Origin of the sequence: Microbacterium halotolerans, assembly GCF_003569805.1 — a bacterium.
Classification (GTDB): Bacteria; Actinomycetota; Actinomycetes; order Actinomycetales; family Microbacteriaceae; genus Microbacterium; species Microbacterium halotolerans.
In genome coordinates this window covers 1,632,292-1,646,923 of the sequence record NZ_KZ984051.1, presented here as the reverse complement: position 1 = coordinate 1,646,923, position 14,632 = coordinate 1,632,292, and the positions used below count along the sequence as shown (strand labels likewise).

The 14,632-nt window shown below is 69.6% G+C and carries 13 protein-coding genes; 7 read left to right on the top strand and 6 right to left on the bottom strand.

From position 1 onward, the window contains the following. Both DZG09_RS07465 and DZG09_RS16745 read right to left on the bottom strand, forming a co-directional pair. Nucleotides 1-1,470, bottom strand: a complete 1,470-nt coding sequence (locus DZG09_RS07465) for an anthranilate synthase component I family protein (RefSeq protein WP_205529089.1) — start codon at nucleotides 1,468-1,470, stop codon at nucleotides 1-3. Next, nucleotides 1,463-2,056, bottom strand: coding sequence for an anthranilate synthase component II (locus DZG09_RS16745; RefSeq protein WP_205529088.1), 594 nt, complete (start codon nucleotides 2,054-2,056; stop codon nucleotides 1,463-1,465). Before DZG09_RS16745 ends, DZG09_RS07465 begins: the two co-directional genes overlap by 8 nt. Before the next feature lie 226 nt (nucleotides 2,057-2,282). Here DZG09_RS16745 and DZG09_RS07460 point away from each other — a divergent pair, with 226 nt between their 5' ends. Beyond that, nucleotides 2,283-3,056 (top strand): HAD-IIB family hydrolase, encoded by a 774-nt coding sequence (locus DZG09_RS07460; RefSeq protein ID WP_119696974.1) that lies wholly within the window; start codon nucleotides 2,283-2,285, stop codon nucleotides 3,054-3,056. Nucleotides 3,057-3,080: 24 nt separating this feature from the next. Here DZG09_RS07460 and DZG09_RS07455 read toward each other — a convergent pair whose 3' ends face one another. Together DZG09_RS07455 and DZG09_RS07450 are read right to left on the bottom strand one after the other, a co-directional pair. Next, on the bottom strand, nucleotides 3,081-4,310 hold the full coding sequence (locus DZG09_RS07455; RefSeq protein ID WP_119696973.1) for an alpha-hydroxy acid oxidase: 1,230 nt from the start codon (nucleotides 4,308-4,310) through the stop codon (nucleotides 3,081-3,083). Between the two features lie 14 nt (nucleotides 4,311-4,324). Then, nucleotides 4,325-5,026 (bottom strand): FadR/GntR family transcriptional regulator, encoded by a 702-nt coding sequence (locus DZG09_RS07450; protein WP_119697446.1) that lies wholly within the window; start codon nucleotides 5,024-5,026, stop codon nucleotides 4,325-4,327. Between the two features lie 256 nt (nucleotides 5,027-5,282). Between DZG09_RS07450 and DZG09_RS07445 the strand changes: the two genes are divergently transcribed. The 6 genes from DZG09_RS07445 to DZG09_RS07420 are packed head-to-tail and all read left to right on the top strand — an operon-like array spanning nucleotide 5,283 to nucleotide 12,012. Further along, nucleotides 5,283-6,227, top strand: coding sequence for an ABC transporter ATP-binding protein (locus tag DZG09_RS07445; protein WP_119697445.1), 945 nt, complete (start codon nucleotides 5,283-5,285; stop codon nucleotides 6,225-6,227). After that, nucleotides 6,224-7,249: an aliphatic sulfonate ABC transporter substrate-binding protein gene (locus DZG09_RS07440; protein ID WP_119696972.1), complete on the top strand. Its 1,026-nt coding sequence runs from the start codon at nucleotides 6,224-6,226 to the stop codon at nucleotides 7,247-7,249. The genes DZG09_RS07445 and DZG09_RS07440 overlap by 4 nt, the downstream gene beginning before the upstream one ends. Then, nucleotides 7,246-8,055, top strand: coding sequence for an ABC transporter permease (locus tag DZG09_RS07435; protein WP_119696971.1), 810 nt, complete (start codon nucleotides 7,246-7,248; stop codon nucleotides 8,053-8,055). The genes DZG09_RS07440 and DZG09_RS07435 overlap by 4 nt, the downstream gene beginning before the upstream one ends. Further along, a complete protein-coding gene (acs, locus tag DZG09_RS07430; protein WP_119696970.1) occupies nucleotides 8,046-10,112 on the top strand; it encodes an acetate--CoA ligase in 2,067 nt (688 codons plus the stop codon). The genes DZG09_RS07435 and acs overlap by 10 nt, the downstream gene beginning before the upstream one ends. Further along, nucleotides 10,109-11,443: an O-acetylhomoserine aminocarboxypropyltransferase/cysteine synthase family protein gene (locus tag DZG09_RS07425; RefSeq protein WP_119696969.1), complete on the top strand. Its 1,335-nt coding sequence runs from the start codon at nucleotides 10,109-10,111 to the stop codon at nucleotides 11,441-11,443. The genes acs and DZG09_RS07425 overlap by 4 nt, the downstream gene beginning before the upstream one ends. After that, nucleotides 11,440-12,012: a CoA-binding protein gene (locus DZG09_RS07420; RefSeq protein WP_119696968.1), complete on the top strand. Its 573-nt coding sequence runs from the start codon at nucleotides 11,440-11,442 to the stop codon at nucleotides 12,010-12,012. The genes DZG09_RS07425 and DZG09_RS07420 overlap by 4 nt, the downstream gene beginning before the upstream one ends. A 14-nt stretch (nucleotides 12,013-12,026) precedes the next feature. Here the strand turns inward: DZG09_RS07420 and galE are convergent, their stop codons facing one another. Together galE and DZG09_RS07410 are read right to left on the bottom strand one after the other, a co-directional pair. Then, on the bottom strand, nucleotides 12,027-13,046 hold the full coding sequence (gene galE / locus DZG09_RS07415) for a UDP-glucose 4-epimerase GalE (RefSeq protein WP_119696967.1): 1,020 nt from the start codon (nucleotides 13,044-13,046) through the stop codon (nucleotides 12,027-12,029). A gap of 68 nt (nucleotides 13,047-13,114) precedes the next feature. Beyond that, nucleotides 13,115-14,620 carry a sulfatase family protein gene (locus DZG09_RS07410; RefSeq protein ID WP_119696966.1) on the bottom strand — a complete coding sequence of 502 codons (1,506 nt, stop codon included), beginning with the start codon at nucleotides 14,618-14,620 and terminating at the stop codon, nucleotides 13,115-13,117. Nucleotides 14,621-14,632 lie beyond the last annotated feature (12 nt).

The window sequence follows — 14,632 nt, the reverse complement described above, 5'->3', positions numbered from 1 at the left end:
TCACCGCAAGAACGGGTGATCCACGCCGAAGGCGCGCAGCAGCGCATCGGCCTTGGCCACCGTCTCCTCGGCCTCGGCTTCGGGGCGGCTGTCGATCGTGATCGCTCCACCTGTGCCGATCGTCACCTCGCCGTCCGCCACCACCGCGGTGCGGATCACCACTGACAGGTCGACCGCCCCGCAGCGAGAGAACGCCCCGAGCACCCCCGAGTACGCGCCGCGCGGCTCGGCCTCGAGCCCATCGAGCAGCTCCACGGACCGCTGCTTCGGCGCCCCGGTCATCGAGCCCGGCGGGAACAGTGCCTCCGCCGCGCGCACCCCGACCGCCGCGCGGGGCCGCAGCTGAGCCTGCACGGTGGTCACCAGCTGGTGCACCGTCTCATACGACTCGACGGCCATGAAGTTCGGCACTTCCACCGTGCCAGGCTGCGCGATGCGGCCGAGGTCGTTGCGCAGCAGGTCGACGATCATCAGGTTCTCGGCGCGCGTCTTCGGGTCGGCGGCCAACACGCTCGCCGCACGCGCGTCGGCATCCGGATCGGTCTCGCGCCGCACCGTGCCCTTGATCGGCTTGGTCTCGGCTCGTCCATGCGGATCGACGCGCAGATACCGCTCGGGCGAGCACGACAGCACCTCGCGCCCCGGCAGTCGCAGGTACGCGGCATTCGGCGCGGGGTTCGCCTCGCGCAGCCTGCGGTACACCGCGAACGCGTCGCCGGAGAACCCGAACCGCAGGTTGTAGGTGTAGCAGGCTTCATACGAGTCGCCCGCGTACAGCCAGGAGCTCACATCGTCGAGATCCGACAGGTACTGTGCCCGGGTCACCGACGCGCGAGCAGTGCCGTTGGCGGCTGCGGTGCCGACGGTGTCACGGGCGTCCAGCGGCCCATCGCCGAAACCGCTCGATGCCCCGTCGACTTCGAAAGCTGAACGATGCCTGCTCCCCCGTGCACCGCAGGCTGCCGCCAGCGCCTCATCGAGCCACGCCCCGGCATCCGGCTCGTCGTCCGGCCCGACGGCCACCGCGATCAGCTCGCCGGTGTCGTGGTCGAGCACGACGAATCGGCTGAGATGCACGAGCTGCGCGGCCGGCTCGTCAGGTGCCGGCCGCGCACCGATCGTCTTCGCGCCGTAGCCGACGTACCCGATGTACCCGCCGGCGAACGGCAGATCGTCGATCGGCACCATAGGATGCTCCCCGATGCGGTCGGCCAGTGCATCCCACACGTCGAGGTCGTTCGTCTCGCGCCCGTCGATCCGGATGCCGCAGGGCGTCGCCTCGAGCACGTGATCGCGGCCCGTCTCCGGCGCTCCCATGATCGACCAGCGGCCCATGCCGTACGCACGGCGGGCGCTGTCGAGCCACACCGCGGTCGGGCGGTCGCCGTACAGCGCCGCGAACAGCGCGGCGGGGTCGGTGATGTGCGCGCGGGTGCGACGCGTCAGCGCGCGCCAGGTCTGGTCAGGCATCCGCCGTCCCCTCGTCGAGGAAGGCCTCGATCATGCGAGCGCCGTGCCGGGTGCCGATCGACTCCGGATGGAACTGCACGCCCGTCCAGCGCCGGTCCTCGGTCTCGCCCGCCATCGGCAGGCCGTCTTGCGAGCGCGCCGTGATGCGCAGCGGCGCAGGTTCGGCGACGACGAGCGAGTGGTAGCGCACCGCGTCGAACGTCTCGGGGACTCCGGCGAACATCGCCGACCCGTCGTGGGTCACCGCTTCGACCAGCCCGTGCGCGGGCCGCGGTGCCTTCTCGACCCGTCCACCGAGCGCAACGGCCATCGCCTGGAAGCCGAAGCACACGCCGAACACCGGAACACGCGCCCGTTCGAGCACGTCGAGGGTGTGCCCGACGTCGGCCGCGCGATGCGGCGAGCCCGGCCCAGGCCCGAGCACGATGTGCGTGGCCGCATCGATCTCCGCGGCATCGACCAGGTCGCTCTGCACCAGCCGGGGCTCGGTTCCGGTGAGCACCCAGAGGATCTGCGCGATGTTGCCGGTGTACGAGTCGTAGTGGTCGACGAGCAGCACACGAGGCGGCTCGAGCGGTCGGGTCATCCCTACATTCTCGCGCACGCGGGCGCGAGGCCCTTTCCGATCCCGCTGATCGGAAGCGCTGCGCTGCCCGGGCTCGGCGGCTCGGCGCTGTCGGCCCTGATGTGCCGAGTTCGCGTTCCGCACTCGAAGCTCGCCTCGTCGTCGGCGCGCACGCCCCCGTTCCCGAGCGACCGGTGCCGGCCCGATCATCCGGGATCACTCATCGGGACCGCCGTAGGATCGACGCGTGACACAGAACTCCCCGCTCGTCGTCGCCTTCGACCTCGATGACACCCTCGCGCCGTCGAAGAGCCCGATCGATCCGCGCATCGGCGACCTGCTCGTCCGCCTCGCCGAACGCGTCGAGGTGGCGATCATCTCGGGCGGGCAGATCGAGCAGTTCCGCACGCAGGTCGTCGACCTGCTGCCGGAGGCACCGGATGCGCTGTCGCACGTCCACCTGCTGCCGACCTGCGGCACCCGCTACGACCGGTTCGACGGCACCGCATTCTCACCCGTCTACGCCCACGGGCTCACCGACGAGGAGAAGTCGGCCGCAATCGTCGCCGTCGAGGAGGAAGCCCGCAGGCTCGGGGTGTGGGAGGCACACGCCTGGGGCGAGCGGATCGAAGACCGAGGATCGCAGATCACCTTCTCGGCTCTCGGGCAGAGCGCACCGGTCGATGCCAAGCGCGCGTGGGACCCAGACGGCGCGAAGAAGAACGCCCTGCGCCAAGCCGTTGCCGTTCGAGTACCCGACCTCGAGGTGCGCTCAGGCGGATCGACGTCCGTGGACATCACGCGCAAGGGAATCGACAAGGCCTTTGGGATGCGGCGTCTGTCGGAGCAGACCGGCATCGCCCTGAGCGACATGCTCTTCTACGGCGATCGACTCGATCCGGATGGCAATGACCGTCCCGTGCTCGACATGGGCGAGGTCGCCTGCGTCGCCGTCACCGGCTGGGAGGACACCGCCGACCACCTCGACGCGCTGCTGAAGGAGCTGCCGCCGCGGGTGTGAGGCGCTGCCCACCCGCGGGGCGGCTCAGCGCACCGGTACCAGCCGCGTCAGCTGGGTGACGTGGCGCGGCTCCAGCTCCTCGAGGGACGACACGCCCAGCAGCGCCATGGTGCGGCGGATCTCGGTGGAGAGGATCTCGATCGTGCGGTCGACGCCTTCGCGTCCGCCGGCCATCAGGCCGTACAGGTAGGCGCGGCCGATCAGCGTGAACTTCGCGCCGAGCGCCATCGCGGCCACGATGTCCTGGCCGTTCATGATGCCGGTGTCGACCATCACCGTGGCGTCCTCGCCGATCTCGCGCACCACATCCGGCAGCAGCCGGAACGGGATCGGCGCGCGGTCGAGCTGGCGTCCGCCGTGGTTCGACAGGATGATGCCGTCGACTCCCCTGTCGATCAGCTTCACCGCATCCGGCACGTTCTGCACGCCCTTGACCACGATCTTGCCCGGCCACATCTCCCGGATGACGTCGAGGTCGTCGTAGCTGATGGTCGGGTCCATCGCGGCGTTGAGCAGGTCGCCGACCGTGCCGCCCGTCGACGACAGCGACGCGAACTCGAGCTTCGGGGTGGTGAGGAAGTCGATCCACCACCACGGCCGCGGAATCGCGTTCGCGATCGTTCCCAGGGAGAGCTGCGGTGGGATGGAGAAGCCGTTGCGCCCGTCGCGCATCCGATTGCCTGCGACCGGGGTGTCGACGGTGAACTGCAGCGTGTCGAAGCCGGCCTTCGCCGCGCGCTCGACCAGCCCGTATGAGATCTCACGCTCGCGCATGACGTACAGCTGGAACCAGTTGCGCCCGTTCGGGTTCGCCTCCTTGACGCTCTCGATCGAGGTGGTGCCGAGCGTCGACAGCGTGAACGGGATGCCAGCGGCTCCGGCCGCACCGGCGCCCGCCGTCTCGCCCTCGGTCTGCATCAGCCGAGTGAATCCGGTCGGCGCGATGCCGAACGGCAGCGCCGACGTGCCGCCGAGGATCTCGGTCGAGGTGTCGACGTTCGGCGCGGGCGCGAGGATGTCCGGATGGAACTCGATGTCTTCGAACGCCTGCCTGGCGCGCTGTATCGACAGTTCCTGATCGGCGGCTCCGTCGGTGTAGTCGAACGCGGCGGCCGGTGTGCGGCGCTGGGCGATGTCGCGCAGGTCGTAGATCGAGAACGCCTTCTTGAGCCTGGCGTTCCTGCCGAACTCCGGCAGCTTGATCTTCAGGAACTCCAGCACCTCTGCGGGCTTGGGGAACTGTCGCTGAACCATGGTGTCCTCTCTCCTCAGGCCTCGTCGCGCATCTGCGCGTAGTAGCCGGTGATGTGATCGTTCACGAGACGCGCGGCCTCGTCTGGAACGCTGTTCCGGATGGCGTCGAGGACGCCGGCATGCTCGGCGCGCAGACGCGCCGCGGTCGTCTCCCAGTCGGCGATCGTCGCCGCGCCTGCGGTGACGTAGGCCTCGATCGCGCTGCGCAGGCCGGCCATGACAGTCGCGATGACGGCGTTTCCGGATGCTTCGGCGAGTGCGTGATGGAAGTTCTGATCGAGCACGAGGAACTCTTCGCGCGTCAGATCCTGCGTGGACATGGCGTCGAGCAGGGCTTGGGCGGCCGACAGGTCGGGCTCGTCGCGGCCGGCCAGCTCGCGCACGACGGCGCCCTCGAGCACGAGGCGCGTGGCGACGATGTCGGAGAACTCGAACGCCTGGGCCGCGGTCTGCAGCCGCAGCAGCGAGCCGAGGCCGCCCGCGGGTGTGGAGACGATCATGGCCCCGGATGAGGGGCCCGACCCGACCGCGGTGCGCACGACGCCCATCACCTCGAGCACGCGCAGCGCCTCGCGCACGCTGGAGCGGCCGACGCTCATGGTGCTCGCGAGCTCCCGTTCGCCGGGCAGCCGGTCACCGGGGCCGAGTCGACCGCTGAACAGATCGGCCTCGATGCGGTCGAGCACGATCCGCCATGCCTTCGGCGTCTCAGCCATGCGCTCCATCTTGTTCCCTCTCGCCTGCACCGGGCATCAGATGTGGTCAGACCACTATGGTCCGACCACAGTACCATCCGGCACGCTGGCGCCTGTGCTCCGCCCGATCCGGCGCTCGGGCTGCGCCCAGCGCCCGCCGTTCCCGCGATCGATTCATGTCGCCGGAACGGCGGGCGCACACCCAGCGCCGCGTCGTGTGTCGTCACGTTACGACGCGGCTCGCACCGGAGCGCTGCGATCCGCCATCCTGATGCGTATGCCAGAATCCGCCGCGCGCAGCGACATCCGTGCGGGTGAGGTGCGCATCGCGGACGTCGAGCGCACCTTCCCGACGCAGGATGGTGCCCGCACGGTGCTGCACGACGTCGACGTGAAGCTCGCCCCGGCTGAGATCGTCGCCGTGGTCGGCCCATCTGGGTGCGGCAAGTCGACTCTGCTGCGGCTCGTCGGCGGCCTCGACTCCCCTACGGCCGGCACCATCACACTCGACGGAGAGCAGACCAGGGCGCACGACGAATCGACCGCGATCGCGTTCCAGGAGCCGCGCCTGCTGCCGTGGCGCACCATCGCGCAGAACGTCGCCATCGGCCTGCCGCGCGGCACCAAGCGGAAGGCCGCCAAGGCCAGGGTCGCCGAGCTGCTCGACCTCGTCGGGCTCACCCACGCCGCGGCTCAGCGCCCGCGCGAGGTGTCCGGCGGCATGGCCCAGCGCGCCTCGCTCGCCAGGGCGCTCGCCCGCAGCCCGCGCGTGCTGCTGCTCGACGAGCCGTTCGGCGCCCTCGACGCGCTGACCCGCCTGCGCATGCACGATCTGCTGCTCGACATCCACCGGGCACAGCCGACGACCGTGCTGCTCGTCACGCACGACGTCGAGGAGGCGCTGTATCTCGCCGACCGTGTACTGCTGCTGCGCAATCTGCAGCAGGCGCAGACCGAGCCCGCTCGTCAGCGTGCGAAGGTCGTCGCGCTCGGCTCGACATCCGGAATCGGCGCCCTCGGCTCCGCAGGCTCCCGCGCCTCGGCGTCCGCCCCGGTCGACGAGGCGGATCGTCCGAGCGGCTCCGTCGCCCGCGTCGTCACGGTGCCGGGCGCCCGCCCGCGCGACCGCGGCGCACGCGCCCTCACAGACCTGCGCACCAGCCTGCTCGACGGGCTGGGCGTGACTGGCCACCATCCGCTCACCACCAAGGAGACACCATGAGCACCCTCACCTGCCGAATCGTTCCCGCGACCGCCGTCGCCGGCACGATGGCGCTCATGCTCACGGGCTGCCTCGCAGGTGAGAGCGCCGGGTCCGACGCGCCGGCAGAGGGCAGCGACTGGTCGACCAGCGAGGTCACCGTCGACTGGGCGACCTACAACCCGCTCAGCCTCGTCATCCGCGACCAGGGCATCCTCGAGGACACCTTCGGTGACGACGTCGACGTCGAATGGCTGCAGTCGGCCGGCAGCAACAAGGCCAACGAGTTCCTCCGCTCCGGCTCCGCCGACATCGCCTCCACGGCGGGCTCCGCGGCGCTGCTCGCACGGGCCAACGGCACGCCGATCCAAGTCATCGACATCTACTCGCAGCCGGAGTGGTCGGCGATCGTCGTCGGCCCCGACAGCGACATCACCGAGCTGAGCGACCTCGAGGGCAAGAGCATCGCCGCCACCAAGGGCACCGACCCCTACTTCTTCCTGCTGCAGGCGCTCGAAGAGGGCGGCCTCTCGCTCGACGATGTCGAGGTGCAGGACGTGCAGCACGCCGACGGCCGCGCGTTGCTCGACGGCGGCTCGGTCGACGCGTGGGCGGGCCTCGACCCGATCATGGCCGCCGCCGAGGTCGAGACGGGTGATCAGCTCGTCTACCGCAACGTCGACTTCAACACCTACGGCTTCCTCAACTCCACCGAGGACTTCATCGCCGACCACGGCGACATCGTGCAGGCCGTCGTCGACGCCTACGAACAGGCCCGCACCTGGGCGCTCGATCACCCGGATGAGACGGCGCAGCTGCTCGCGGACGCCGCCAGCATCGACCTCGAGGTCGCCAAGACCGTGATCGCCGAGCGCTCCAATCTCGACGTGTCCGGCGTTCCGGGCGACGACCAGCTCGCCGTGCTCGAGGTGATCGCTCCCGTGCTCGTCGACTCCGGCGACATCGCCGGCGGTCAGGACGCCGTCGACGACGCACTGGGCACGATCGTCAACGACGAGTTCGCGGTTCAGGCGACCGAATGACCTCGAGCACGACCACGACGCGAGGGGCAGGGCGACAGCTCGCGCCCCTCGCGTCGCGCACCTGGGTGAAGATCGCGGGAGGCCTCGCCCTGCCCGTGGTGGTCGTCGCGGTGTGGCATCTCTTCACCGCCACGGGGCTGGCCCCCGCGTACCGCCTGCCTCGGCCGGCGTCGGTGGTCGCAGCCGGCATCGAGCTCGCCCAGCGCGGCGAGCTGTGGCTGCACATCGCCATCTCGGTGCAGCGCGTTGTGATCGGGTTCCTGGTCGGTTCCATGATCGCCCTCGCGTTCGCCGCCGTGGTCGGTCTCTCTCGTGCCGGCGACGTATTCCTCGCCCCGACGCTCGTCGCGCTGCGCGCTGTGCCGTCGCTGGCGTGGGTGCCGCTGCTGATCCTATGGCTGCAGACCGGCGAGGAGTCGAAGGTCACGCTGATCGCGATCGGGGCGTTCTTCCCCGTGTACACGAACGTCGCCGGCGCCCTGCGCCACGTCGATCCGCACCTGGTCGAGGCCGGCCGTTCGTTCGGCCTGCGCGGCTGGTCGCTGTTCCGCACGGTGCAGCTGCCGGCGGTCGTGCCGAGCATCATCTCGGGCCTGCGCCTCGCACTCGCGCAGGCCTGGCTGTTCCTCGTCGCCGCCGAGCTGCTCGGCGCATCGATGGGTCTGGGCTGGATGCTCAACGACGCCCAGAAGACGGGCCGCGTCGACCGCATCCTGATGGCGATCGTGCTGCTCGCGCTGCTGGGAACCCTCACGAACGCGCTGCTGCAGCTGTTCGAGAAGGCGGTGCTGAAGCGATGGGTGTGACGACGGATCCGGATGCCGCTGTGGAGGCCCGTCTGGGCGAGAACCGGGTGTTCCCGGTGTCAGAATCGTTCGCCGCGCAGGCCAACGTCGGGCCTGAGGCGTACACAGAAGCCGCAGCCGATCCGGTCGCGTTCTGGGAGCGCGCCGCGCGCCGACTCGATTGGGCGCAGGCATGGCATACGGCGCACACGTGGTCGCCTCCCGTCGAGGGCCCGGATGGGCTGAGCGTGCCGCAGGCGGAATGGTTCGCCGGAGGCCGGCTCAACGCCGCCGTCAACTGCGTCGACCGCCACGTCGACGCAGGTCGCGGCGACAAGGTCGCGCTGTTCTTCGAGGGCGAGCCCGGCGACCGCGAAGCGGTCACCTACGCCGACCTGCGGCGACGCGTGTCGCAGGCCGCGAACGGGCTCACCGCCCTCGGCATCGAGCCGGGAGACCGTGTCGTGGTGTACCTGCCGGTGCTCGTCGAGACCATCGTGATCGCGCTCGCCTGCGCCCGTATCGGCGCCGTGCATTCGCTGGTGTTCGGCGGCTTCTCGGCCGAGGCGGTGCGCTTCCGACTGGAGGACACCGGCGCCAAGCTGCTGGTCACGACCGACGGGCAGCACCGCCGCGGCAGACCGACCGAGGTGAAGTCGGCGGCCGACGACGCGGCCCGCGATCTGCCGCGCCTCGAGCACGTGCTGGTCGTGCGCCGCACCGGCCATGACGTGCCGTGGACCGTCGGCCGCGACGTGTGGTGGCACGACGCGATCGACACGCAGCCGGATGAGCACGCGGCCGAGGCCTTCGACGCCGAGCATCCGCTGTTCATCATCTACACCTCGGGCACGACGGGGAAGCCGAAGGGCCTGGTGCACACCACCGGCGGCTACCTCACGCACGCGAGCTGGGCGCACTGGGCGCACTTCGACGCGAAGCCCGACGACGTGCACTGGTGCACCGCCGACCTGGCGTGGGTCACAGCGCACACCTACGAGATCTACGGCCCTCTGTCGAATGGACTCACCCAGGTGATCTACGAGGGCACCCCGGATGCGCCGCACCGCGAGCGGCACCTCGAGATCATCGAGCGCTACGGCGTGAGCGTCTACTACACGGCGCCCACGCTCATCCGGACCTTCATGACCTGGTTCGGCGAGGAGCTCCCCGCCGGTCACGACCTGTCGTCCGTCCGACTGCTGGGCACGGTGGGCGAAGCGATCAATCCGGAAGCCTGGGTGTGGTTCCGGCGCTGCTTCGGCCGCGAGTCCACGCCCGTCGTCGACACCTGGTGGCAGTCCGAGACGGGAGCCGCGATGATCGCTCCGCTGCCCGGTGCGACGGCGCTGAAGCCCGGATCGGCCACCGTGCCGCTGCCGGGGATCGACGTCGCCGTCGTCGACGAGCACGGCGCACCGGTGGCGCCCGGCCGTTCCGGAACGCTCGTGGCACGCGGCCCGTGGCCCGGGATGGCGCGCACCGTGTGGGGCGACCCGCACCGCTACCGCGACTCGTACTGGGCCGCCTACGCCGGGCACGGCGAACACGGCGGATACTACGTCGCCGGCGACGGCGCGACGGTCGACGAGGACGGGTACATCTGGCTCCTCGGCCGCCTCGACGACGTCGTGAACGTGTCGGGCCACCGACTGTCGACGATCGAGATCGAGTCGAGCCTGGTCGCCCATCCGGCCGTCGGCGAAGCGGGGGTGGCGGGTGTCGCCGACCCGATCACCGGCCAGGCCGTTGCGGCTTTCGTCACCGAAGGCGCCAGGGGCGCGGCCGACCACACCGACCTGCGCCGACGGGTCACGACCGACATCGGGCCCGTGGCGAAGCCGAAGCACATCGTGGGCGTTCCGGAGCTTCCGAAGACCCGCTCGGGCAAGATCCTGCGGCGGCTGCTCGCGCAGCTGTGGCAGGGCGATACGCTCGGCGATACGACCAGTCTGCAGAACCCATGGGCCGTCGACGGCGTGCGCGAAGCCGTGCGCCGAGTGCGGTCTGACCATGGTGGCGCCGCGGGCGTCCGACATGATCAGCCCGCACCGCCCCGCGAGAAGGAGACCACATGAGCGAGCACCAGTTCGGGTTCCGCACCCGCGCCCTGCATGCGGGCGGCACCCCGGATGCGGCCACCGGCGCGCGCGCCGTGCCGATCTACCAGTCCACGTCGTTCGTGTTCGATGACGCCAAGGACGCCGCGAACCTGTTCGCGCTGCAGAAGTACGGCAACATCTACTCACGCATCGGCAACCCCACCGTGGCGGCCCTGGAGGAGCGCATCGCATCGCTCGAGGGCGGCATCGGCGCCGTGGCGACCGCGAGCGGCATGTCGGCCGAGTTCATCACCTTCGCCGCGCTGCTGGGGGCTGGCGACCACGTCGTGGCGTCGGCGCAGCTGTACGGCGGCACCGTCACCCAGCTCGATGTGACGCTGCGGCGCTTCGGCGTCGACACCACCTTCGTCGCCAGTGACGATCCCGAGGAGTTCCGCAGGGCGATCCGGGCGAACACGAAGGTCGTCTACACCGAGGTGATCGGCAACCCTGGCGGTGAGATCGCCGACCTGGAGGGGCTCGCGGCCGTCGCGCACGACGCGGGCGTGCCGCTGGTAGTCGACGCGACGCTGGCCACGCCGTACCTGGTGAGGCCGATCGAGCACGGCGCCGACATCGTGATCCACTCGGTCACGAAGTTCCTCGGCGGGCACGGCACCACGCTCGGCGGCATCGTCGTCGAGGCAGGCACCTTCGACTGGGGCAACGGCAGCTTCCCCTCCATGACCGAACCGGTCGAGTCCTACGGCGGCATCCGGTGGTGGGACAACTTCGGCGAGTACGGGTTCCTCACCAAGCTGCGCAGCGAGCAGCTGCGCGACATCGGCCCTGCGCTCAGCCCGCAGTCGGCGTTCAACCTGCTGCAGGGCGTGGAGACGCTGCCGCAGCGGATCGACGCGCACATCGCCAATGCACGGGTCGTCGCCGAGTGGCTGGCCTCCGACCCACGCGTGTCGTTCGTGACGTGGGCGGGCCTGGACGGGCACCCGCACTTCGAGCGTGCGCAGAAGTACTTCCCACTCGGGCCGGGCTCGGTCTTCGCGTTCGGCGTGCGGCCATCCGGATCGTTCGACTCCGACGCGGATCGGGGGCAGGCTGCCAGAGAGACCGGTGAGAGGGTCATAGAGTCGCTGCAGTTGGCCAGCCACCTCGCCAACATCGGCGACGCGCGCACGCTCGTGATCCATCCGGGTTCGACCACGCATCAGCAGCTTTCGGCCGAACAGCTCGAGGCGGCGGGCGTGCCGGCCGACCTCATCCGGATCTCGGTCGGTCTCGAAGACGCGGAAGACATCGTGTGGGATCTCGACCAGGCCCTCACCAGTGCAACAGGAGAGACGCGATGAGCGACGCATGCGAGTTCACGCCCCCTGCCACCGGCGTCGCCTGCGCGCTGCCCGCGGCATCCGGATCCGACCCGGCTCACGCCGGCCGCACCTGGCAGGGCCCGAGCGCCGCGGCGCGGCTGGGCATCCTGCGCAGGGCGACGTCGGTGGCGATCGTCGGGGCATCGACCAATCCCGCGCGGGCGAGCTACTTCGTCAGCACGTATCTGCTGTCGAGCTCGCCGTACGAGGTGTACTTCGTCAACCCGCGCGCGGCCGAGATCCTCGGACGCCCAGCGTATGCGTCGCTGGCGGACCTGCCGGTCGTTCCCGACATAGTCGACGTGTTCCGGCGGCACGATGATCTGCCGCAGGTGGCGCGCGAGGCCGTCGAGGTCGGCGCGAAGGCGCTGTGGCTGCAGCTGGGCTCATGGAACGAAGAGGCTGCGGCGATCGCCGAGGAGGCGGGGCTCGACGTGGTGATGGACCGCTGCATCAAGATCGAGCACGCCCGCTTCCACGGCGGCCTGCACCTGGCCGGCTTCGACACCGGCGTCATCTCCTCCAAGCGCCAGGTCACCGCCCGCTGACCCCGCGCGGGCACTCAGCCCTCGTAGCCGGCGGGGTTGCGCTGCTGCCAGTTCCAGACGTCACGAGTCATGTCGTCGATGGTGCGGGTGGCCTTCCAGCCCAGCTCCTGCTCGGCGGCCGCCGAGTCGCAGTAGGTGGCGGCGAGGTCGCCGGCGCGGCGGGGCGCCATCTTCTTCGGCAGCTCACGACCGATGGCCTTCTCGAAGGACGAGATCAGCTCGAGCACGCTGACCGGGTTGCCGGTGCCGAGGTTGTAGGCCTTCAGGCCGGGCTGCGCTTTCTCGAGCGCGGCGACGTGGCCCTCGGCGAGGTCGACGACGTGGATGTAGTCACGCTGACCCGTGCCGTCCGGGGTGTCGTAGTCGGTGCCGAACACATTCACCTCGGGCAGAGCGCCCACGGCGACGCGAGCGACGAACGGCATCAGGTTGTTCGGGATGCCCTTCGGATCCTCGCCGACAAGGCCGGACTCGTGCGCGCCGACCGGATTGAAGTAGCGCAGCATCGTGATGTTCAGCTCGGGGTTCACACGCTGCACATCGGTGAGCACGACCTCGTTGATCAGCTTCGACTTCGAGTACGGATTCGAGATCTCCACCAGATTCCGCGTCGCGGTCTCGGCGAAGGGCAGATCGGCCGGGTCGGAGTACACGGTGCCCGTCGACGAGAAGATGAACGAGGCGATGCCGCGCTCGAGGCCGACCTCGAGCAGTGCGAAGGTCGTGTCGAGGTTGTTGCGGTAGTACTCCAGCGGCTTCTCGACCGACTCCCCCACCGCCTTCTTCGCCGCGAAGTGCATGATCGAGTCGAACGGTCCGAACTCGTCGAACGCGCGCCGGACCTCGTCCGCGACTGCCGCGCTGCCCGCAGCGAGTGACGCCCGCTTGCCGGTGATCTGCTCGATGCGCTCGGCGACCGCGGCGCTGGTGTTGCTCATGTCGTCGAGCAGCACCGCCTCGTGGCCCGCGTCGAGCAGGGCGATCGCAGTGTGGGTTCCGACATATCCGGCGCCGCCGGCGAGAAGTACGCGCATGAGTCCAGGTTATGCGGCGATCATTCGTGAACCTTGAACGCACGCCGCGGATGGTGCCGGTGAGCCGATCAGCTCGTTTCGCGGATGTTCTTCACGTACTCCTCGACGCGTGCGAGTGTCGCGGCGTCGTGAGGCCCCCACTCCGGATGCGGCGTGTCCTCGCCGCGGTACGGTTCGTCGTTGTAGCGCTCCTGGTACTCCGCCAGCTTCCGCTCGAGCTCCGCACGGATTGCGGCGTACCCGGGGTCGTCGGCGACGTTGCGCACCTCGGTCGGGTCGGCCTTCAGGTCGTACAGCTCCCACTCCGGGTCATAGAACGTCTCGGATGCGCCTGGCACGCCCAGCCCAGCCCCGTAATAGTGGATCAGCTTGTGGTCGGCGGTCCGGATGCCGTAGTGGCCGGGAGCGCCGTGGATGGGGTCATCGTGCTCCCAGTACCGGTAGTAGGCCGCATCCGGCCAGTCCTCGACCTCCTCACCGCGCAGCAGCGGTCGGAAGCTGCGCCCCTGCGAGGTCGGCAGCGCCTCCTGCACATCGAGACCGGCCACATCGAGGAAGGTCGCGGCGAAGTCGACGTTCGTGATGATCGCCTCGCAGCGCGACGCGGCGGGGATCTCCGCCGGCCACCGGATGAGCATCGGCATCTGCAGCGACTGGTCGAACATCAGCCGCTTGTCGAACCAGCCGTGGTCGCCGAGGAAGAAGCCCTGGTCGGAGGTGTAGACCACGAGGGTGTTCTCCGCGAGCCCCTTCTCCGCGAGGTGGTCGAGCAGCCGGCCGACGTTGTCATCGATCGACTGCACGGTCTGCAGGTAGTCGCGCATGTAGATCTGGTACTTCCAGCGCATCCGCGCCTCGCGGTTCTCCTCACCGCGCAGATGCTCCGGCACCTCCTGCTTGAGATCGTCGGCGCCCATGTCGTCTGCGATCGTCATATGCACGTTCCGCACCGCCTTGCTGCGCGTGGCGTGATCGTCGAAGAACGTCTCGGGCTCGGGAATGTCGCCGTCCGCGTAGAGGTGCTTGTGCTTCTCGTCGGGGATCCATGGCCGGTGCGGCGCCTTGTGGTGCACCATCGCGACGAACGGCTCGTCGGCGACCGAGTCGATCCAGTCGAGCGCGAGATCCGTGACGATGTCCGTGGCATAGCCCGGGATCGTCTGACTGCCGTTCTCGTCGATCATCTCCGGATCGATGTAGTCACCCTGGCCGGGGAACACCTTCCACGCGTCGAAGCCGCGCGGCAGCGAGACGCCGTGTTCGCCGAGATGCCACTTGCCGAACATACCGGTGGCGTACCCGCGCTCGTGCAGCGATTCGATGAACGTCGGCACCCGGTAGTCCATCTCGGTCCAGATCGACGAGACGCCGTTGACGTGGCTGTAGGTGCCGGTGAGAATCGTCGCGCGCGACGGACTGCAGATCGAGTTCGTGCAGAACACGGCGTCCATGCGCACGCCCTCCTCGGCGATCCGGTCGAGGTGCGGGGTGTGGTTCACTCGACTGCCGTACGCCGAGATGGCGTGCGCGGCGTGGTCGTCGGACATGATGAAGATGATGTTTGGCTGAGCCACGGTTCCTGCTCT